The organism is Acinetobacter sp. ANC 4654, from assembly GCF_002135425.1.
In the GTDB taxonomy this organism is placed as follows: domain Bacteria; phylum Pseudomonadota; class Gammaproteobacteria; order Pseudomonadales; family Moraxellaceae; genus Acinetobacter; species Acinetobacter kyonggiensis.
Map to the genome: position 1 here is coordinate 73,137 of NZ_NEGL01000008.1, position 21,844 is coordinate 94,980.

Genomic DNA, 21,844 nt, shown 5'->3' on the forward strand with positions numbered 1-21,844 from the left:
GCATCCTTTGCCATGAAAGATGCAAGACGCTCTATTTAAAAATATTTTTATTGTTCTTTAACCGTCACCTGCATTAAAAAATCAAAGCCAGCGACATATTAAAAAACAAAATTACTCCCAGTTAAATACCTCATTTGTACCAAGCACTTAGCAACTTTGTTGCTTTGGACTTTATTTTGTCAACGACCTTTAATCGAGAAAGTATTGAGTTAAAACTCGACAACACTGGTGTTTATCTGCGTAATCTAGGAAAATAGCCAACTTTTAGCGGCGAACTGTTTTTTCGCTCTTGCACTGCACGCAGTGCTTTGCTCTTGTTCAGGATATTTTATGAAGTTTGAAAAATTAGGTCAGTCGGGTCGTGCCCGTCGTGGTCGTTTAACCCTTGAACATGGCGTGATTGAAACGCCCGTGTTTATGCCTGTCGGTACTTACGGCACGGTTAAAGGCATGTTGCCACGTGATATTGAGGACATTAAAGCGCAAATCATTTTAGGCAACACCTTCCATCTTTACTTACGTCCAGGTTTAGATGTGATTCGTGAACATGGTGGTTTACACGAATTCATGAAATGGAATAAACCGATTTTGACCGATTCAGGCGGTTTCCAAGTTTTCAGCTTGGGTGCAATGCGTAAAATTAAAGAAGATGGTGTAACCTTCCGCTCACCGATTGATGGTTCAAAAGTCTTTTTATCACCTGAAATTTCAATGGATATTCAACATACCCTGAATTCAGATATCGTGATGATCTTTGATGAATGCACGCCTTATCCAGCGACACATGAAGAAGCACAAAAATCATTACAGCTTTCACTGCGTTGGGCAAAACGCTGTAAAACCCAACACCACGATGTACTAAAAAATCGCAATGCGCTGTTTGGTATTATCCAAGGTGGCATGTACGAAGACTTACGCAATGAATCGCTCAATGGCTTAAAAGAAATTGACTTTGATGGCTTTGCCATTGGCGGTCTTTCAGTGGGCGAACCGAAAGAAGAAATGATCAAAGTTTTGGATTATCTTCCTGCACTGATGCCTGAAGACAAACCACGTTACTTGATGGGTGTCGGTAAACCAGAAGACATCGTTGAAGCGATTCGTCGTGGTGTCGATATGTTTGACTGTGTGATGCCAACCCGTAATGCACGTAACGGTCATTATTTTGTGACTGACGGTTTAGTCCGTATTCGTAATGCCAAATATCGTCATGACCAAAGTCCACTCGATTCAGAATGCGATTGTTATACCTGTCAAAATTTCACCCGTGCGTATTTATTCCACTTGGAAAAATGCGGTGAAATGCTTGGTTCGATGCTCGGCACTATTCATAACCTACGTTATTACCAAAGATTTACACAAGACATTCGTGATGCGTTAGATAATGGTACTTTTGATGCCTATGTCCAAGATTTTTATGCGCGTCGTGGTCTAGAAGTTCCACCTTGCCCTGAAGATTAATCTTTCAGTGTTTGCGCTGAAGAAAAAGACAAGGTAAATTGCTGAACAAGTTAATTTATTATCATATTGTTGATATACAGTTTTTTATTTTAGGAAAATGAAATGAGCCTTTTTATTTCTACTGCTCACGCAGCGGGTGAAGCTGCAAGCCAACCAAGTTTGGTGACTAACCTTTTGATGATTGCGGTATTTGTCGCAATTTTCTATTTCCTCATTTGGCGTCCTCAAGCAAAACGCGCTAAAGAACACCGCACTTTAGTTGAAAGCCTTGGTGTGGGTAGTGAAATTGTTTTTGCTGGTGGCCTTATGGGTAAAATCCTGAAAATTGAAGGTGATTTTGTCGTGGTTGAATTAAGCCGTGGCGTAGAAATAAAAGTTCAACGTGCCAGTGTGATTTCAGTTCTTCCTGAAGGCACATTAAATAATCTCTAATCAAAAAGAGTCGTGCCCTAGCACGACTTTTTCATTTTAAGAAGAAAATAAATGCGTTACCCAGCATGGAAATATCTGCTGATCATCATTGTTCTGGTGATTAGTACATTATATGCCCTGCCTAGTTTGTATCCAGATGAACCTGCTGTTCAAATTTCGGGTGCCAAAGCTGGTACTCAGATTGACCAAAGCATCGTACAAAAAGCAGAGCAGTTATTAGAAAGTGAAAAAATTCCAAGCCATGACAACAGCTTTAGTAATAATGCTGCCCTTTTACGTCTTGATTCTTCTGAAGCGCAATTAAAAGCCAAAGAAGTATTACGTCGTGGTCTTGGCGACAATTATGTTGTTGCTTTAAACCTTGCGCCAACCACGCCTGAATGGCTCCAAAAAATTGGTGCAAAACCAATGAAATTGGGTCTAGATTTACGTGGTGGTGTTCACTTCTTACTTGAAGTGGATATGGATAAAGCCATCAGTCAGCGTCTGGAAACCTCCGCAACTGATTTACGTCGTCAACTGCGTGATAACAAACTGAAATTCAATAGTCTTGCGTTGAATAACAACACGATTACCATTCAGTTTGCCAACAACAGTGACCGTGATGCGGTGATGGATTTCTTACGTCGTAATGGCAATGAGTTCAATCAACAAGCCGTTGCATCAGAGTCAGGTTCAACTTTACGTTTGAGCTATACCGATGTACGTAAGCAAGAAATTCAGTCTTATGCGGTAAATCAAAACTTAACCACGTTACGTAATCGTATTAATGAGTTAGGTGTAGCAGAAGCATTGGTGCAAACCCAAGGTAGCAACCGTATTGTGGTTGAATTACCAGGTGTTCAAGATACCGCTGAAGCAAAACGTGTTTTAGGTCGTACTGCAAATCTTGAATTCCGTTTAGTGTCTGATTTGAATGACCAATACATTGACCCTTATACAGGCAAGTCAAATGGTCAAGCAGTACCACCAGGCACGGAACTGTTTGCTTATGAGTCGCTGGATAGCGGTCGCCAATTACTGTTAAACCGTAACCGTATTTTAACTGGTGAACGTGTACAAAACGCATCAAGTGGCTTTAGCCAAGATACCGGTGGCGCTGAAGTAAATATTACTTTAGACAGTGCTGGTGGTAAGTTGATGGCTGATGCGACACGTAGTGCGGTTGGTAAACGCATGGCGGTATTGTTCATTGAGAACAAACAAAGAATCAGCTATGTACCCGACCCAGTCACAGGTGCACAAACTGAAGTCCGTACCCCTTATACAGAATCTGTGGTCATTAATGCTGCAACCATTCAAGCGGTATTGGGCTCACAATTCCGTATTACGGGTCTAGATTCACCCCAAGAAGCGGCTGAACTTGCGCTCATGCTTCGTGCTGGCGCACTGGCTGCACCAATGTACTTCGTTGAAGAACGTGTGGTTGGCCCAAGTCTTGGTCAGGAAAATATTGATAAAGGCGTATTGTCTACTCAGATCGGTTTCTTACTGGTTGCGCTTTGGATGGTCGCATTCTTCCGTGTATTCGGTTTAATTGCTAACTTTGCCCTTGTGGTTAACCTTGCAATGCTGTTGACGGTTATGTCATGGATTGGGGCTTCACTTACCCTTCCTGGTATTGCAGGTATTGTAATCACCATTGGTATGGCAGTCGATGCCAACGTCCTGATCTGTGAGCGAATACGAGAAGAAATAAAATGGGGGGCTTCGCCCAAACAGGCGATTGTTGCCGGTTATGATCGAGCCTATAACACTATTTTCGACTCGAACTTAACCACGTTCCTCGTTGCGTTCATTCTCTTTGCCATTGGCACAGGACCGATCAAAGGTTTTGCCGTAACACTGATGATTGGTATTGTTTGCTCAATGTTTACTGCAATTACAGTAACCCGTGCAATTGTACAACTCATTTATGGCAAAAAACGTAACTTGAAGAAGTTGAGCATATAAGGAGATCGATGATGACTGACATGACTCAACCTGATTCAAAAAAATACGGTCGCCCAGATGACGAACGTGTCATTCCGTTTATGAAAATTGCCTTTCCAGCAGCAATTATTTCCATCATTCTAACCATTGGCAGTCTTTTCTTTATTGTGACCAAAGGTTTGAACTTGGGGCTGGATTTTACTGGTGGTGTTTCTGCCGAGTTAAATTATGCGCAACCTGCCAATCAGACTGAAGTGGTTAAAGCTTTAGACCAAGCAGGCTTTCATGATGCTGTAGTACAAACGCTCGGTAGTAATAAAGACCTGATTGTACGTATGCCCGTTCAAGACGTTGAAGTTGAAGATTTGACCAACGCCATTACCAAAGCAGCCCAATTACCAAACAATCCTGCTGAAGTACATAAAGTAGATTCTGTTGGTGGTCAGGTCGGTAATGAGTTATATATTCGCTCAGCGGGTGCTGTTGCACTTGCGCTTCTTCTCATGCTGGTTTACGTCACCATCCGTTTTGAGTTCAAACTTGCGATGGGTGCTGTGATTTCCCTGTTCCACGATATCATTGTCACCATTGGTATTTTTGCCATGATGCAATGGCCGTTTGACTTAACCGTACTTGCTGCTGTTCTGGCATTAATCGGCTTTTCGTTAAATGATAATATTGTGGTTTCGGATCGTATTCGTGAAAATTTCCGTAAAATTCGCGGTGCGACACCTTTGGAAATCGTCAATATTGCATTGACTGAAACCTTACGCCGTACCATCCACACTTCAATGACCCTGTTGCTTGTGGTACTTGCCATGTTGTTTATGGGCGGTGATGGTCTGAAATGGTTCTCTGTGACCATGTGTATTGGTATTTTTGTCGGAACATATTCTTCAATTTATATCGGTACTGCATTCGCCTTATGGCGTGGCCTGAACCGTCAAGACTTCATTGTTCAGGTTAAACCTGAATTTGAAGAAGAAGAAATCCCTCAATAATAGCGTTACATTGAGCTAAAAAAGCCCATCACTTGATGGGCTTTTTTATTGTGCTCATGATTGCACATCAATGCTTATTCAGCTGCAATGGCTCATATATTTAGGCTTAGATTTAGAACTTAACCAGATCGCCTTTTAAAGCTACGCTTGCCACAGCCGTGCCTTTAAAACACTGATAGCTGGTGCTGCTTTTACTTTCATTCGATTTAAAGTAACTGACAATATTGGTTACTGCATTTGCACCTTTCGCTTTTGCTGTATTTTGCAACTGAATCAGTGCTGAACGCAAAACATGATCACACGCAGTTTCTGCCGACTTAGCAAAACCATTGGTTTTTTTATTGGTCACCGCATCTTTTTGCAAAACTTTACCGCCAGACTTGGTGCCTGCTAAATAAAATTTTACTGAACCATCCAAAGTTCCATCGGCAACGGCACGTTCAACGGCACTTTTAAAATCAAAATTATGTGCAGTATCAGCAGCCTGTGCAGAAACCACCCCACCCAAAGACAATACAGCAGTCAATACTATTTTTTTCATGAACATGAGTTTACCCTCTCGTTGTTGTTAAACCCGTTTAAAAATCAGGGAGGTATTAATTCCTCCAAAAGCAAAATTGTTGCTCATCATCATATTGGCATTCATGTTTCTAGATTGCTTGACGATGTAATCTAAATCGCCGCATAAAGCATCTATTTCTTCTAAATTTAAGGTGGCAATAAACTGACTGCGCAACATCATTTCAATACTCAACCAAGCTTCTATCGCACCGCAAGCGCCTAAAGTATGACCAAAATAACTTTTGAGTGAACTAATCGGTTTCTTGCCCAAAATACTTGCCGTTGCCTGACTTTCGGCAATATCCCCTTGATCGGTGGATGTGCCATGTGCATTGACATAGTCAATTTGATTTGCCGAAATTTGCGCATCAGATAATGCCAATTCCATACAGCGTCCCATCATTTCCGAATCTGGGCGGGTGACATGCTGACCATCACTATTGCTACCATAACCAATAATTTCAGCATAAATTTTGGCACCGCGTGCTTTGGCATGTTCATATTCTTCTAGAATCAAACAACCTGCCCCTTCGCCAATCACTAAGCCATCACGCTTCGCATCGAATGGACGTGGTGTTTTTTCTGGGTGTTCATTTTGACTGCTGGTTGCCAACAAAACATCAAATACAGCCGAACCTGCTGCACTCAGTTCTTCTGCACCACCTGCCAACATCACAGTTTGCTTGCCATATTTAATTGCTTCATAAGCCTGACCAATCGCCATTGAACCTGAAGTGCAGGCACTAGATGTCGGCAAAGTTAAACCTTTTAAGCCAAAATATACCGTCATATTCACGGCGCTGGTATGTGACATCATACGAATATAGGTGGTGGCATTGAGTTTGTTCATATTGTTATCGTGCAACATGCTGCCAAACTCACGAATGGCATCGACACTTCCCGCGGATGAGCCGAATGCCACGCCTGTTTGCCCACTGCTTAATATCGGATCATTCAACAGTGCCGCATCTTCTAATGCTTTTTCAGCACAGACCGTCGACATTAAAGCCACACGTCCCATACCACGTGTCACTTTACGATTAAAATGTTTGGGAACAGTATAAGACGCTACAGGCCCTGCTAATTTACTGCGTAAATCAGTGAACTGCTCCCATTCTGGCATGTAGCGGATACCGCTATTGCCCTGTTCAAACTGAGCAAATATTTGATCCGCAGTTTCACCCAAAGAGGTAATTCCTGCCATGCCCGTGACAACAACACGTTTCATCACATCAAACCTCCATTGACCGAAATCACCTGACGGGTGATATAACTGGCGTCATCACTGCATAAAAACTTCACCACTTTGGCGACTTCATCGACATGCCCCATCCGTTGTAAGGGAATCATTTTCAAGGCATGTTGTTTGACTTCTTCGGTCACCATTTCGGTTTCAATTAAACCGGGTGCAACACAGTTGACGGTAATTTTTCGCTTCGCCAACTCGAGTGCTAAAGCTTTGGTTGCGCCAATTAAGCCTGCCTTTGCAGCACTGTAATTGACCTGCCCCCGATTGCCCATTAAACCCGAAACAGAAGATAAAGTGACTATGCGTCCGCCTTGTTTCAAACGAATCATCGGCATCACCAATGGTTTTAACACATTGTAAAAGCCATCCAGTGAAGTCGAAATCACCTCATCCCAATCACTATCGGTTAGGGCTGGAAATGCTGCATCACGGGTCAGTCCTGCATTGAGTACCACCCCATAAAATGCACCATGTTCTGCAACATCTTGCTCCAGCAATTGCATGACTTTTTCACGATCATTCACATCAAACATTAAGACATGACTTGACTGTCCTAAAGCCTGAATCTGTTGTACCACTTGCTCTGCTTCTTGTTGTCTGGAACGCGCATGTACGGTGACATCAAAACCTGACTGTGCCAATTGCAAGGCAATCGCTTGACCAATGCCACGGCTTGAGCCTGTGACTAAAATTCTTCTACTCACGCTAAATTCCTAATATTTTCTTTAATTTCTGTGGGTTCAAATACACTCAACATGGCACAAATACGATGTTCTCGGTACTCAATTTCACAGTTAAACTGCCCCAAACCCTCATGTAAATAGCTTTGTTCTGCTTTAATACGCACGCTTTCACCCAAGGCAAAATAAGGCACGGGCAACTGCATTTTACGCGTGCCCAATAAAAAACCAATTTTTGGTGGCAAGCCTAACATTTGCCCTTTATGCCCAGCATAAGCACTGATGGTTTGCGCCATCAATTCAATGCTGCTCCACGTTGGCAAACCGTGTGCATCACAAAACATTAAGTCAGGTTGAATCAATAATTCTGCAATCGCAAAATTTTCATTCGCTTCTATTAAATGATCAACAAAAACCATCGGTTTTTCATGTGGAATAAACTGTACGGCATCCATCATTTCAGCTGCGTTCCAAAAATCAAACTGATATTACTTCCGCCAAAAGCGAAAGAATTACTCATCACATAGTCTATTGGCTGTGGCAGCTGTGCATTCAGCACATAGTTCTGCTCATCTAATTCTGCATCAATGCGACCCGATTGGTGCAGGGGTAACCACGACTGATCGGCTAAAACTTGCTGACAAATCACCGCTTCTATTGCCCCAGCAGCGCCTAAACAATGCCCTGTTTTATGTTTGGTACTGCTGAGTGGTACAGCATGATGCTGAAATACCGTCTGAACAGCTTTAATTTCCATGGCATCATTTTGCGGTGTCGCTGTGCCGTGCATATTTAAGTAACCAATATCCTGTGCGGTCAGACCCGCCATATCTAAGGCTTTTTGCATTGCCTCGGCCGCGCCTTTCCCTTCTGGATGCGGTGCTGAAATATGCCATGCATCCATCGACTCGCCTGCTGCCATTAACATCACGGATGCTGCTTCTTTGGACAATAAAAATAAGCCCGCAGCCTCACCAATATTAATGCCATCGCGTTGTGCCCCACAGGGCTGACAAAGACCATGAGACAAACTTTCTAAGCTACTAAAACCATTCAGGGTCAGCTGACATAACGTATCCACCCCACCAACCAAAACGGCATCGGCTAAATCGGCATTAATCAAACGCTGTCCTGCTGCCATTGCTTTAGCACTGGAAGAACAGGCGGTAGAAATGGTGTATGCAGGCCCTTCCCAGCCCAAATACTGCTGTAGAGCTTTAGCTAAGCTGCCCATTTCCTGTTTACCATGCACGACTTCAACATCACTCTGATTGACAAAGTAGGACTTAAGGACTTTTTCATTATCAGCAATACCAGAGGTCGATGTGCCCAAAATAATCGCTAAGCGTTTAGGCTCAAATTGCGCTGTATAGTCGCGTATTTCAGCTTCTATTGAAGTTAAAGCGGTTAAAGCAAAACGTAAATTGCGTGAATCGACAGCGTGTAAAAAGTCAGGAACACTTTCAATTAAAGGCTGTTGATAAGCACCGACCCAAAGCTGTTTTTCGGGAATAAATCCTGAACTTAAACTTAACGTATTTTGCTGTGTCGCCAATGCCTGTTTCATCTGTTCAGGCGTATGACCTAATGCAGATAACCCCACGCTAAACTGAATGCCTACCGCAGGATGTTGTGTACTGATTTGCTCACTCATCATCATCCTCCTTTATTCAGTTGTTTCTAAACGATCATGCAGAGCACTGATGACCATTTGATAAGGCACTTGCAGATTATCTAATTCAATCACAGCATCCTGATGCAGGATATTTAAAACATGCTGTTGATTGATAAAAATAGACTGCGTCTGAGCCACACTTTTAACCTGAACAGTTTTAACCTGAACATTGTGCGGCTGTAATTGGGCAAAATTTGGATAAGTGGCATATAAAATATCGCGTACCACAAATTCAAAAGGTAATAATTTCATTTGCTCAATGCGTTGTTCAACCTGCACTTTCTGACCATTAAAACTAAGCTTAAATAACTGCTGTCCCGTCAGAGACAAGGCCAGCATGTCCAGTTTTTGCCCTTGTTGCTGCTGATACAACAGAAAACTAAAACTATGCTTATTCCATTGCACTTCAAGCTGATCCTGACGCTGATACTCTTGAGCATGCCATGTTGTGGTCGCCAAACCCTGTGCTTGGGGCAGCAGAGATTGACAACCACTACAACCCAATAGCACAGCAAGTAATAGCCCCGTCCATTGCCATTTCGCTTGCATATTAAGCACCATGGGCGATGGCTTCACTGTGCTGTGGCTCACGGCAATATTCAGCCAAGGTACTTAAGCGTTTTTTGGCATTTTTATGGATAGGATTCGTGGTATCCCATGCATAACCTGCCAACAAGGATGCCACCATACGACGAATTTTTTCATCTTGCTGAGTCGAAAACACCACATCCTGAAACTCACCTGAATACCATGATTCCACATAAGCGCGGAACACTTGAATCCCTGCACGCAGCGGTTTCTCATATTGTTCCATCCAGTCCACCGTTTGCCCGTTCAGCACTTGATCCACCAGAGGAATGGCTAAGCTTGAAGATTTTAAAGCAATGGTGACCCCTGAGGAAAATACAGGATCTAGGAATTCACCGGCATTGCCCAATAAGGCATAATTACGATCCGCTAAATGTTTAACATTGGCAGAATAGCCCACCAAAGTTCGTACTGGGGTATCAAATTTAGCGTTGCGCAGTACATGCGACAAACTTTCATCATCGGCTAAAATACGTTTCAGCAATGCAGCTAAGTCCATATCTTGCTGTGCATCAAAACCATAGTGTACAAAGAAATCGTGTTCTGCCACTACACCAAAAGAGCAACGACCATCGGCAAAAGGAATTAGCCAATACCAAGCACGACGATCTTTGGCGTGCACTGTAATCAGGATTTTTTCCCGATCAAATTCAGCATCATCCAAAATACCATCTTCAATATGGGTAAATACGGCACGACGAACGGGAAAATCGGATGGACTTTCCAAATCTAAAAACTTCGGCAAAATTCGACCAAAACCGCTGGCATCGAGTAAAAACTTGGCTTGAATTTGGTAAACCTGTTCTTGCTCATCTTTCACGGTCAAAATCGGCTGATTCGAGTCTACATCGACATCAATGACTTCATGACCAAAGCGAATTTCTGCACCATATTGTTCAGCTTGCTGCGCCAGTAAATGGTCAAAATGGGCACGGCGAACTTGCCAAGTTGTGCCCGGACCATCGCTAAACTTTTCGGTGAAGTCATAAAAACTGCGCTGCTTGCCCCTTAAAAAAGCGGCGCCATTTTTAAATTGAAATCCAAATTCATCTACATGCTGACGTACGGTATCAAGCAGCCCCGCTTCTTCTAAAAAAACCATGGCTTGCGGTAATAAAGACTCGCCAATCGAAAAGCGTGGAAAATATTGTTTTTCAATTATCGTGACCTGATGGCCTTTTTGACGCAGCAATGCTGCCGCAGAACTCCCCGATGGTCCTGCACCGATAATCAATACATCTGTATGTTGCATGGTGCTCATTGCACTCTACCTTAATCTCTCAGCTTCTTTGGCTGATATTGTTGAAGTACAACATGTTTGGCATCGGAAGATGTCAACAATGTTGCATAAATAAATGAAAAAATAACCCCAAGGAGTACAGTCAAACCAAAGCAATGAATGGCATAAGTTTGGCTAAACGATAATAACCCGAAACCCAATAAGGTCGACATCATACATAGGAATAACGCCATGCCCACCACTTGCGGATGGTCATGTCCGTGTCGATAAAAAATCGCGTAGTCCACGCCAATCCCAATAATCAGGAAGGTCCCCATAATGCTGAATAAATTAATTTCAACCCCAAACCATGCCTGAACAGCAAAGGTGGATATTAAAGCTAAAGTAACGGGTAAGACCAAAGGTAAAATGGACTTTATGCCATAGATGATGCCTAAACCCAGCGTTAAAGTCAGTACAGCAAAAACCAATAACCATTGGGCTTGAATGCGATGTTGTTGAAAGAGTTCAGACAGTTGATTCACTGGACGTAACAATTGTACCTGTGCGCTATTCAGCTGTTCTAAAGCAGCCACATGATGCACATTTTGTAATAGTACCAAACGTTCCGTCGGACTGATTTGTAAAAATGCCAACGGATGCTCTGCCATTTCACTTGGATGCAATAACGGCTGCTGTGGCAGTTGCTTTTGCCACGCTAAAACATCCGCTGGATTGAGCTGCAATGCCACCGCATAATCCTGCAAAACCTGCGCAGGAATGCCTTGTAAGAGTTGAAGATTATGCTGTTGCTGTTGAATCGACGGCAACCATTGTCCTAAAGCCTGAAAAGCATCTAAAGCACCTTTGCTTTGCAATACTTGTAATTTTTGAATCAATTGCTGTTCATTGTGTTCAAGCTCTGCGGCAGTCTTGCCATGCACCACAAAATATTCACTGCTTTGTTGCTGCATAAAGCGTTCACGGACGTATTGGTCTTCTTGCTTTAAGCTGTGATCCATACTTTGCAAATTACGGATATCATCATTGCTCTGCAACAACATCAAACTACTGCCTGCCACCACGACAATGGCAGCAATTAAGCCATAACGGAGTGCTGTTCTTGCCTGTACAAAAGTGCGCGCTTGACCAATAAAACGTAAGCTGCGAATCGCAGGTTCAGCATTTAAGGCAGGTAAACGAGGGAGCAATAAAACACTGGTGATCCATGCCGCAGTCAGACCCACCATAGAAAAGACCGCAATCTGTTTAAAGCCGGGAAATGGGGTAAAACTTAAGAAAATATAGGCAACCAAAGTGGTCATTAAACCCATAAACAAGCTGGGCAATAACGGTTTTAGCACCGCAAAACCATGGATATGCCGATGCTGTGATTGCATTGCCATAAAGTAAAAAGAGAAATCGACACACACTCCGACCAGACTTGCACCAAATACTAAGGTCATGAGGTGAATTTCCCCAAAAACCCAATGCGTGATAGCAAAAGCCACCAAACAACCTGTGCCCACAGCCACCATTTCAGTCAACATTGGACGAATCGAGCGGAAACCAAACCAGACCAAAAGTAAAATGCCAAAACTTGAACCCAAACCAATGGTGGAAATTTCTTTTTCAGCCGAAGTGGTGCCAAATTGAGCAAACAATAAAGTACCCGTCCAATGCGGTTTCACCTGCATCTGGCGTAGTTGCATATCGAGTTGCTGAATCCATGCTGAAGTTTGTTTTTGATATTCAATATTATAAGGACTATTTTTCAGCTCTAAAACCAATAAACGGGAAATCCCCTGCTCATCTCGAATCGTGGCAAAACCATCTTCTAAAGCAAGATCAGAATGACTTTGTAAACCCGCTAAACCCATGGCATAACGTGGAAATAACAACAATGGATCTTGTTGTAATAACGCGGCTGTAACGGGCATGCCCGGACTCATAATTTGCAATAAACTTTGTTCGGTCAGTGCAGCATAATCTTGTTGTTCCAGTATTTTTTGATCATCTAATGTCAATAAACCGGCACGATGTTGATAGAGCACCTGTGCAAATTTGTCACTGTCTAACTGAGCATGCAAAGGTTGCCACAAATCACTTTTGGCCACCTGCTGTTGCAATGCGGTGGTTGCTTTAGTTAAGGCAGCATCATCTTGAGCATCTAACACCACAAACACTTTGTCATTCAGTTGTTGGCTGACATATTGCTGCGCCCTTTCAAGCCGTGGATCTTGGCTGGCTTCAGGCAATAAGGCAAAGATATTGGTTTGAATATGGATCTCTTTTTTGAGCCATGCCGTGCCTAGCGCAATCGCAATCACGCTTAAAATAATCAGCCACAGAGCCGTAAATTTATTTTGCCAGTTGGAAAAGTGCATTTTCCTCAGCCGTTAAAGTTTGTGGTTGAGTCGTTTGTTGACTAAAACGAATGGTCGTGGTGTTATTGGCTTGTTCACTCAATACAATGCGATCAACATAACGCTGCCCTTGTGCATCCACGCGAACAAAGAGTTTTTTAAATAAACTGCTTTTCGGGGTTAATGCCACATTCCATTGCGCAGGACTATAACTGGCTGAAACAATATTGAAATTTTTAGCCAATGCGGTTTCATTGCCTGACATCAGCTGTAAAAACATGGTCGCCACAGAACCATAAGGTGATTTATCAATTTCAATTTGACTATATGTGCGCTGAGTTTTTTGTACTAATTTATATGGAGTCACAATCAAATCCGCTTTCACTGGACTTTGAATGTTCCAGATTACGCCTTGTGATTTGGAAAATAATACCGTGCCTTTCGAGACAAAAGTTTTGTTCAGTGACGCTAATTTTTTTTGCTGTTCAAACTGAGCACGTACAATCGGGGTTGCAGCAAGCTGAGTAAAAATTTGTTTGAGCTGTGGATTTTGCGCATGTACAGGTCGTGACAACACCGACATCAAACACAACACAGCCGCCAAAAACAGCCAGACTGGACGGGATAAATTGATTGCTTTCATTGACTTTACTCCGCTTTAAATGCTGGCCAAGCGTGCAATTGTTCTAACAGCACTTGCGGCGATTGAAAACACATTTCACGGCTTTCAATACCAACCGCCACTTGGCTGGTGTAGCCTTTGGTCAGCTTCCGACCACTGTCTGCATCAAAAATTTGATATTCAATTTTTAAGCGGTTTTCCCATTCTTTTAAAATGGCACGCACGCGAATTTTTTGTTCAAACTCAATTCCCTGCACATAGCGAACATGGCTTTCAATCACCGGCCATGCATAACCAGATTCAAGCATTTGCTTATAGTTATAGTGAAATTGATCGAGCAATTTACAACGCGCAATTTCAAAATATTTTAAATAATGTCCATGCCACACGACATTCATGGTATCGACATCATGAAATGGCACTTCAATAATTACATCGGCATGCATCGTCTGCCTCCTATCCTATTGAGTGAACACGTTCAGGATTCAATAATTCTAAATTTTCGAAACGATCGACCAGTTGTTGCAATTCATGTTGCAATGGTCGATCTTCCACCACGTAATCAAAGGTCTGCAATACCCACGTCTGAAATGCGGCCAATACTTCAGCCAACGAACCGTCTAAAGCTTTTAACTGAATGGCTTGTACACTGGCACAGCAGAGCGCTGCAATCACTTGTTCAGTCAGCACGATCACGCGACTGGCATCCCGCGCAGCAATGGTGCCCATACTGACTTTATCTTGGTTATGACATTCGGTTGAGCGTGAGAAAATAGAGGCTGAAAGCGTTTGTTTTAAAGCTTCTGCCGTCCATGCCGACACCGCAATTTGCACAGCTTTAAAACCATGATTTAACGGTAAGCGTTCTGCTGTTGCACCCGTTAAATTGCGTGGTAAACCATTGTTCATTTTATAGTCCACCAACTGTGCCAATTGACGATCCATCAGATCAGCAATATTGGCGATCATGATTTTCAGACTATCCATGGCTTGGGCAATGTGTCCGCCATAAAAATGACCGCCATGTAATACGCGCAAATTCACAGGATCAATCAATGGATTGTCATTACTTGAGTTAAGTTCATTTTCAATAAATTGACGTAACCACATTTTAGAGTCTTCAAATACACCAATAATATGCGGCGCACAGCGTAAAGAGTAACGATCTTGCAGACGTGAATTCTGATGTTCGGTTTGCACCTCACTGTTCAGCCAAGTTCTGAGTTGTGCCGCAATATTTTGCTGCCCTGAATGGGGCTTTTGCGCAAACAGCACTTCATCAAAATGACTTGGATTGCCTTCCAAAGCCAAAACATTCAGTGCCGTAACACAAGTACTGGCCAAAGCAATTTGTTCCGCTTTTTTATAATTTAAGCAGGCAATAGCAGTCATTACCGCTGTACCATTCATCAGTGCCAAGCCTTCTTTCGGACGTAACACTAAAGCCTGCATGCCCTTTTCAGCATACACCGCACTAACAGGCACAATTTGACCTTGATCATAAACATCACGTTCACCGACCAAAGCCCCTGCAATATAAGACAATGGGGTTAAATCACCACTGGCACCCACTGAACCTTCCGATGGAATGACAGGAATGACATTTTCATTCAGCATCCATGTCAGGCGTTGTAACAATGCATGTGATACACCTGAATACCCTCGTGCCAGCGAACACAAACGCGTCACCAACACCGCACGTGCCGTGATTAAATCCAAATTTTGACCTAAGCCACAGCCATGAAAACGCAATAAATGCAACGGCAGTTCATTGACTTGATGCGCGGGAATTTCCACCAAACAAGAGTCACCATAGCCTGTGGTCACGCCATAAATGACGCCTTCATCTTGTAACAGTTGATCTAGAAAATCTGCACCGCGTTGAATCAGATCGCGCCATTCAGTGGATACTGGTAAAGCCACAGATTTTTCCTGACGTGCCACAGCCACCACATCTTCAATTGAGAGCGGTGTTTCCCCAACAACTAACACTTGCATTATTTTTTGTTCCAAAAATTATAAAAATTAAACCATTGATACGGCGCACGAATACAGTGCTGTTCAAGTAAGCTGACATATTGACGCATGGTACTTTGCAGTGCCTGCATACGGATTTTTCGAGGGAAATGAAGCTGTTCAGCAATCGCGTGAATATGCACTTCAAAGCCACTGCCAACGCGATAACAAAAGACCGCCAGTACAGGCACTTTCAATAAACTGGCTAAAATCCATGCGCCTTGCGGCCAATTCGCCTCTGCGCCTAAAAAGGTAATCGGCTGCACCCGATCAGACTCAACAGGTACACGATCTGCTGCCACAATCACCCATTCGCCTTGGTCAAGTTTTTCTTGCAAAATCAAAGCAGTTTCAATACCCAGTTCATCCACCGAAACCAAATTAACATCGGCATGTTTATTGAGTTTCTTTAAAAACTGATTAAATTGAGTGGCATGTTTTTGATAAACCAAAACATTAATTTTTTGTATATGTTCTGATTTAATCGCCCGTAATAATTCAATATTGCCAAAATGCGACACAACAATGACCGCACCTTTTTGATAATGTGCACGGAAATATTCATGTCCATGTAAAGCCAATTGCTGCTCAGGGATTTTGCCCAGCCAACCTTCAATTTTATCTAAAATACATTCGCCAAATTGCATTAAATGCTGATAGCTATGACTCAGACTCGGCTTTGTGATAAAGGGTGATTGTTGCCCTGCAAAATGATGTAACTTGGTTAAATATAACAGTGATGCCTGACGTGCGGTGACTGAAAAGACCCAGTACCACAAAATAATAAAATACAGCACCACACGGCAGAGCCAACGCCCCCCTAAACGATAAAATGCCAACATGAGCGTCAGTGACCACATGCCACCGCGTTCTTTCATGTCATTCCACTGGGTTTGCTTGAGCTGCTCAGTCACGCCATTAACCTTTCATTTTCTGTGACACTAATTGAGGCAAACGTAGCAACATCCCCCCCAATAAACGTACATGTGCCTGACTCATGCCAAGGTTGTCGCGCCATACATTAAAATGAGAAATCCCATCTTCAGGATAAACAACTTGGGTCGGCACATTGATAAAAGGAACATTCGCCCACTTTAAGCGCACTAAAATTTCACTATCAAAACCCATGCGCGGCTGAAATTTTGCCGAATTTAGAGTTTGAATGGTCTGGGCCAGTGGATAGACCCGAAATCCACACATACTGTCTTTAATATCGAAAGAGAGACTGTTAATCCAGACCCAAATATGCGTGGCATAACGACCATATAAGCGTTTTTTCGGCACGCTCTCATCAAAAATTGGCTGACCAATCACCATCGCGTCTGGATGCTGCTGAGAAATGGCTAAAAATTTGCCGACATCCTGCCAATCATGCTGACCATCAGAATCAAGTTGCAAGGCATGACTAAAGCCTAAAGCATGGGCATGGCGTAAACCACTCATCACCGCCTGCCCTTTGCCTTGATTGTGCGAATGTTCAACCAACTCAACACATTTATTTTGCGCTTTCAAGTCATGTAAAAGTGCGCTACATAGCGCATCACTGCCATCATTGACTAAAATAATCGGCAACTGAAACGGCTTTAAATGCGCAATCAAAGCCTCAATATAATGCGGATGGTTATAAACAGGAATCACAAAACAATGCTGCATAGACATCCTCTTTTAAACCTGCTTAGTTGGCGTTTTAAACAACAAACGCCCCGATGCCAAGGTCTGATCTGCATGGGTCAATTCAAAACTCACTTTGTACAATTTTCGTGACAGTTTGAGTTGCAGTACCATATATGGTCGAATCAGATCTTGAAACTTCAATTGTTCAAAACCATTACACCACTCCAGATCGGCCCAAGTTTGACGGGAAAAATGCTGAACAAAAGCAATCTGCCCCACACCGGGGAAAATCGGAAACTCTGGAAAATGCCCTTTAAAACATTCCAGCTCAGCAGAAAATTCAAGCTGATAAACGGCCTGATCGGGCGCGTTCTGTTGTGCCAATACAATAGGCAACAACATCGGTTGAAATAAGGATTTCATGTACTGTTTATTCAGTTTAGATTGTGCATTTTGTGGTAATTGGGTCAAAAACCGCCACTGCCTTGGAATGGCAATGCCTTCCAGTTTGAATTGTAATTGCGCTTTAATTGCCGCCACACATTGCGCTTTGTTGCCACTTTGCAGCTGTTGTCTTGCAGGTTCAGACAACACCGCAACACAGGCTAAAATCTGCCGATGTTCACGTTCTAAAATTAAAACATGACACTGGGCAATCTCATCGAGTTCTATTATTTTGTGTTCAATCGCATCTAAACTTAAGCGTTTTTCTTCCAGTTTCACAATCCGATCCAACCGTCCCAATAAACGAAACGGACTTTTAGGGTTTGTCACGTCAAGCATTTCAACTTTATCGCCGGTTAAAATCCAGTTTTCACTAAAAGCATGATTGGCTTGCACGGCCAATTCTTGTTGATCGCTCACTTGAATACCTACATTGGCAAAGGGTATCCATAACGCATCATCTTGTTGTCGATGTGCGATCCCCCCCGTTTCTGAGCTGCCAAACACTTCGTGAATCGGGCGGTTTAAATAAGGGCGCACACCCGAATCCAATTTACCACCCGATGAATATACGCTTAAACAGTGCTGTAGTCGCACCTCTGGCGTCCAGCGTTTTAATAATGCAGGACTGGAAATAACATAATTTTCAATGTTTAAAGGCGCTAATTTTTTTTGAATATCGGCAACATCTTCAGGGAAAGCCAACTGGGTTTGATAAAAACAGCGCCCACTGGCTAAAGGCCACAACAGCTTGAACAATAAGCCATAAATATGTTGATGGCTGACCGTCGCGATAGCGATGGCCTGTTCAGGTAACTGAAAACTGGCATCTAAACCTTGCACTTCATTCAAAAGCTGACGCAAAGTCCGCGGGATTTTTTTCGGTTGCCCAGTAGAACCTGAAGTATAAAAACAGAGCTGAGCCTGATTTAAAAAGGCATCATCCAGATTTAGTTCAACCTGCGGATCTGCTGTAGCCGATACAGGCTGACGCTGTAAGAACAGAATATTCTGCTCAGCCAATTCTTTTTCTAAATCACTGACTCGATTGGGCGGCAATAGCACCTGTTTTTGCGCTAAAAGTGCCGCAAACAACAGCACTAAAAACGCATAGCTATCGGGTTCCCACAACGCCCAACAGCTCTGTGATAACAACTGGATTGCATGACTTTGTTGTATCACCTCTTGCCAAAAATCCTGAAAATGGATTGGGCTTAAATCAGCCTGAAGACACAGTGGTTTCAGTGAATGAATATGATTCTGAAAATGACACAACATAACAATCCGTTTTATTCCTGAAGTTGATTTAAGCGTTGCTGACGCTTACGCAATATAAATTCGCCCAGCAATAACAGCCCCATCAACAGATAGGAAATAAAACCGTTATAGAGCACCCACAGCTGCATTGAAGCAAACAACACCGTGGCTAAAGCAATCAGGGCATTGAACACAAAGAAAACACACCAAACTATAGTGACCTTACGCGTCCAAATCACCCCTGCTTCGGGTAAATTCGGTTCAGCCAAACGGGCAAAACGCTCAATCATAGAGGGTGGTTTTATTAAAGTCGCTGCAAAAATAGCCAGCGAACCCAGACTCATCAATACCGGATAGAGTTTCAGCCATGCTTGATCTTTTAAAATCAAACTCAAGCTGCCACATAAAATAGCAAAGCCAGTTAAGGGCCAAAGTAAAGCATTGCCTTTACTGAATAGGCGCAACACGCCTAGAACAATCAGCAAACCACTGACCCAGATATATTGACCCTGCGCTAAGCTATAGCCCACTAAAAAGGGATAGAGAATCAAACCGATGACCACTATCCCTTGGAAGACCCATTTCATGCAGCAGACATATTCTGAATCACAGTCACAACATCTTGCACTGTACGTACATTTTTAAAATCTTCAGGATTCACTTGCTTACCCGTCAATTCTTTAATTTTGACTACAAGATCAATGGCATCAATACTATCGACATCCAAATCTGTAGCTAAATTTGCATCGAGCTGCACATCTTCTGGATTAATCTCAAACAGATCTTCCATCCATGCTGTTAATTTTTCGAGTACTTGTTCCTGAGTTAACATCACAACCTCTTATGCCGTTTTCTGTGCTTCAACCAAAGCCACTAGACTTTGAATTGATTTAAAATATTGTTTGGTTTCTGCCGATTCAGCATTCAAATGAATGTTGTAACGCTTTTTCAAGGCCAAACCAAGTTCCAAAGCATCAATTGAATCTAGACCTAAGCCATCACCAAATAAGGCTGCTTCCGTTTCAATATCATCTCTGCTGATGTCTTCTAAGGCCAAAACATCAATAATCATTTGCTTTAATTCATCAGCAAGATTGCTCATTTTTAGATAACTCTTGGTTAAAAAATTGGTGTAATTGATGATTTAAATGACGCACATTTTTCGGACTGACCGTGGCATCCTCTAAAATATCATCGACTTGAATGGCATCCAGTACTTTCACATGAATATGAAAGGGCTGTGAAGGAATGTGATACCACTTTTCATTTTTAGTTAAAGTTGAAGGCGTACAGGTCAGCAATACTGGACGAATCGGTACATGAGCACGAATGGCAATATTCGCCGCGCCACGTTGAAATTCATTCAACAACTCGCCTTTTGCAGTTCGGGTGCCTTCAGGAAAAATCAGCAAAGATGCTGCTTGATCTAACTTTAGTTTGTCCACACAGTCCTGAATAAATTGTTCAGAACCTGCATTTAAAATATAACCTGCATTTTGCACTGGCCCTTTGGTAAATGGATTGGCCCATAATGCTTGCTTGACCACACAATTTGCTTGTTCCATTAAACCAATCAAGATCACCACATCCACCAATGTTGGATGATTGGCAATAATCAGTTCCTGTCTACTGTGCTGTAATTTTTCTAGACCTTCAATGTCATAGGTCATAATTCCAAGCTTTACCATCATTTCAGTAAAACCTTTGAAACTATAGCGAATCACATTTTGTGTACGCTGCTGACGTAAGCTTTGATTTTGTGTCGATAAATTTACCAAAGGTGCAACCAAACCACCGATGGCAACACCACCGATGCCAAAACTGGCAAAACTAAATCCTGTCGCACCGACACGCCATAGATAATTGGCTTTTTGTTTAATTTGATCCAGCTTTAACATTTTTGCCACGCCTGCATATGGGAGTCATCTGGGTTCTGCTGAGATTGCTGCCAGAAATCATAAAAATTTTGTGCATCCACATATTGATGTCGATGCTGTGCCAAAGCATGCAAATCGAATTGTAGATTGGGAGCATCAAGGCTGATCAACGCAGACATGGCAAAACCACCAAAAGGCTGAAATTCCTGATAAAGCGCAGGTAGTGCTTCATCGTAATACACCACCAACACCCGTGAATGGAGTTGTTTTGTGGTTTTTAACCAGGCATAGGCTTCAATCAGTGCTTCACTCCACGACGCGGCCAAACTGGTCGACGGTGTGGAATCCTGACATAAAATTGAATACAGCCCAGCAACGGCATTGTGGACAGAGGTCGAAAATTGGGTGGGTGATGGCGTTTGATCTTGCAGTACATCGGCTAAAATTTTCAGCGTTTTATGTTCATCACCATATTGCGAAGCCCAGACAATATAATCCACTGATTCAGCATTCAGCGAGCGAATGGCGCTATTGATTGCCAATTTTGCAATACCAGATAATCGTCTACGCTGCATTGCAGGGATTTTTTCTAAGGCAGGAACAGTTTCATCGGCACGACTGATATACAGTTGAGATATATTTATTTGAATCATTACCGAAATTTTCCGTACCCTAAGAATATTTTTAGCTCAAGGCTATTTTATTCGCGGGATTATAGCACCTGTCATAAAAATTACACAAAAAGTATCTTGTACTCATTGAATTACATATATTTATCATTTTGATTTAATTCTATATTTAGGGTCTGTTGATATTTCACAGATGCTTGCGACAGAGGACATTTTTAGAC

Annotated in this window: 23 protein-coding genes; 4 read left to right on the plus strand and 19 right to left on the minus strand. The window is 42.6% G+C overall.

The annotated features are described in order from the left end of the window. Nucleotides 1-330 precede the first annotated feature (330 nt). From tgt to secF, 4 genes are all read left to right on the plus strand, one after another. Complete coding sequence (gene tgt / locus B9T24_RS13060; protein ID WP_086166174.1) at nt 331-1,461, plus strand: tRNA guanosine(34) transglycosylase Tgt; 1,131 nt, start codon at nt 331-333, stop codon at nt 1,459-1,461. Between the two features lie 102 nt (nt 1,462-1,563). Continuing rightward, on the plus strand, nt 1,564-1,893 hold the full coding sequence (gene yajC, locus B9T24_RS13065; RefSeq protein ID WP_004650211.1) for a preprotein translocase subunit YajC: 330 nt from the start codon (nt 1,564-1,566) through the stop codon (nt 1,891-1,893). A 51-nt stretch (nt 1,894-1,944) separates the two neighbouring features. Beyond that, nucleotides 1,945-3,846, plus strand: a complete 1,902-nt coding sequence (secD, locus tag B9T24_RS13070) for a protein translocase subunit SecD (protein WP_086166175.1) — start codon at nt 1,945-1,947, stop codon at nt 3,844-3,846. An 8-nt stretch (nt 3,847-3,854) separates the two neighbouring features. Further along, the gene (gene secF, locus B9T24_RS13075; protein ID WP_086166176.1) at nt 3,855-4,826 is read left to right on the plus strand and encodes a protein translocase subunit SecF; all 972 of its coding nucleotides are present in this window, start codon (nt 3,855-3,857) and stop codon (nt 4,824-4,826) included. A 112-nt stretch (nt 4,827-4,938) separates the two neighbouring features. Here secF and B9T24_RS13080 read toward each other — a convergent pair whose 3' ends face one another. Genes B9T24_RS13080 through B9T24_RS13170 form a run of 19 tightly spaced genes read right to left on the minus strand, consistent with a single transcriptional unit; the run spans nt 4,939 to nt 21,647 of the window. Further along, entirely contained in the window at nt 4,939-5,373 is a 435-nt protein-coding gene (locus tag B9T24_RS13080) for an excinuclease (RefSeq protein ID WP_086166177.1), read from the minus strand. A 21-nt stretch (nt 5,374-5,394) separates the two neighbouring features. Then, nucleotides 5,395-6,615, minus strand: a complete 1,221-nt coding sequence (locus B9T24_RS13085; protein ID WP_086166178.1) for a beta-ketoacyl-ACP synthase — start codon at nt 6,613-6,615, stop codon at nt 5,395-5,397. Beyond that, nucleotides 6,615-7,340, minus strand: coding sequence for a 3-ketoacyl-ACP reductase FabG2 (locus B9T24_RS13090; RefSeq protein ID WP_086166179.1), 726 nt, complete (start codon nt 7,338-7,340; stop codon nt 6,615-6,617). The genes B9T24_RS13085 and B9T24_RS13090 overlap by 1 nt, the downstream gene beginning before the upstream one ends. Further along, nucleotides 7,337-7,774 carry a 3-hydroxylacyl-ACP dehydratase gene (locus B9T24_RS13095; protein ID WP_086166180.1) on the minus strand — a complete coding sequence of 146 codons (438 nt, stop codon included), beginning with the start codon at nt 7,772-7,774 and terminating at the stop codon, nt 7,337-7,339. The genes B9T24_RS13090 and B9T24_RS13095 overlap by 4 nt, the downstream gene beginning before the upstream one ends. Next, the gene (locus B9T24_RS13100; protein ID WP_086166181.1) at nt 7,771-8,970 is read right to left on the minus strand and encodes a beta-ketoacyl-[acyl-carrier-protein] synthase family protein; all 1,200 of its coding nucleotides are present in this window, start codon (nt 8,968-8,970) and stop codon (nt 7,771-7,773) included. The genes B9T24_RS13095 and B9T24_RS13100 overlap by 4 nt, the downstream gene beginning before the upstream one ends. Nucleotides 8,971-8,982: 12 nt before the next feature. Beyond that, a complete protein-coding gene (locus B9T24_RS13105) occupies nt 8,983-9,540 on the minus strand; it encodes a DUF3261 domain-containing protein (protein WP_086166182.1) in 558 nt (185 codons plus the stop codon). Between the two features lies 1 nt (nt 9,541). Then, nucleotides 9,542-10,840: an NAD(P)/FAD-dependent oxidoreductase gene (locus B9T24_RS13110; RefSeq protein ID WP_086166183.1), complete on the minus strand. Its 1,299-nt coding sequence runs from the start codon at nt 10,838-10,840 to the stop codon at nt 9,542-9,544. A gap of 11 nt (nt 10,841-10,851) precedes the next feature. After that, nucleotides 10,852-13,185, minus strand: coding sequence for an MMPL family transporter (locus tag B9T24_RS13115; RefSeq protein ID WP_086166184.1), 2,334 nt, complete (start codon nt 13,183-13,185; stop codon nt 10,852-10,854). Beyond that, nucleotides 13,160-13,807: an outer membrane lipoprotein carrier protein LolA gene (locus B9T24_RS13120; RefSeq protein WP_086166185.1), complete on the minus strand. Its 648-nt coding sequence runs from the start codon at nt 13,805-13,807 to the stop codon at nt 13,160-13,162. Before B9T24_RS13120 ends, B9T24_RS13115 begins: the two co-directional genes overlap by 26 nt. Nucleotides 13,808-13,812: 5 nt before the next feature. Then, a complete protein-coding gene (locus tag B9T24_RS13125) occupies nt 13,813-14,232 on the minus strand; it encodes an acyl-CoA thioesterase (RefSeq protein ID WP_086166186.1) in 420 nt (139 codons plus the stop codon). Between the two features lie 10 nt (nt 14,233-14,242). Continuing rightward, entirely contained in the window at nt 14,243-15,784 is a 1,542-nt protein-coding gene (locus B9T24_RS13130) for an HAL/PAL/TAL family ammonia-lyase (protein WP_086166187.1), read from the minus strand. Then, complete coding sequence (locus B9T24_RS13135; RefSeq protein ID WP_086166235.1) at nt 15,784-16,680, minus strand: acyltransferase; 897 nt, start codon at nt 16,678-16,680, stop codon at nt 15,784-15,786. The genes B9T24_RS13130 and B9T24_RS13135 overlap by 1 nt, the downstream gene beginning before the upstream one ends. 40 nt (nt 16,681-16,720) lie before the next feature. Beyond that, the gene (locus B9T24_RS13140; protein ID WP_086166188.1) at nt 16,721-17,455 is read right to left on the minus strand and encodes a glycosyltransferase family 2 protein; all 735 of its coding nucleotides are present in this window, start codon (nt 17,453-17,455) and stop codon (nt 16,721-16,723) included. A 12-nt stretch (nt 17,456-17,467) separates the two neighbouring features. Beyond that, complete coding sequence (locus B9T24_RS13145) at nt 17,468-19,138, minus strand: AMP-binding protein (protein ID WP_086166189.1); 1,671 nt, start codon at nt 19,136-19,138, stop codon at nt 17,468-17,470. Nucleotides 19,139-19,149: 11 nt separating this feature from the next. Then, a complete protein-coding gene (locus B9T24_RS13150; RefSeq protein WP_086166190.1) occupies nt 19,150-19,704 on the minus strand; it encodes a septation protein IspZ in 555 nt (184 codons plus the stop codon). After that, nucleotides 19,701-19,949 (minus strand): acyl carrier protein, encoded by a 249-nt coding sequence (locus tag B9T24_RS13155; protein WP_086166191.1) that lies wholly within the window; start codon nt 19,947-19,949, stop codon nt 19,701-19,703. Before B9T24_RS13155 ends, B9T24_RS13150 begins: the two co-directional genes overlap by 4 nt. A gap of 9 nt (nt 19,950-19,958) precedes the next feature. After that, nucleotides 19,959-20,219, minus strand: a complete 261-nt coding sequence (locus tag B9T24_RS13160) for a phosphopantetheine-binding protein (RefSeq protein WP_086166192.1) — start codon at nt 20,217-20,219, stop codon at nt 19,959-19,961. After that, complete coding sequence (locus tag B9T24_RS13165) at nt 20,203-21,015, minus strand: lysophospholipid acyltransferase family protein (protein WP_086166193.1); 813 nt, start codon at nt 21,013-21,015, stop codon at nt 20,203-20,205. The genes B9T24_RS13160 and B9T24_RS13165 overlap by 17 nt, the downstream gene beginning before the upstream one ends. After that, nucleotides 21,009-21,647, minus strand: coding sequence for a beta-ketoacyl synthase chain length factor (locus B9T24_RS13170; protein WP_086166194.1), 639 nt, complete (start codon nt 21,645-21,647; stop codon nt 21,009-21,011). Before B9T24_RS13170 ends, B9T24_RS13165 begins: the two co-directional genes overlap by 7 nt. Nucleotides 21,648-21,844 lie beyond the last annotated feature (197 nt).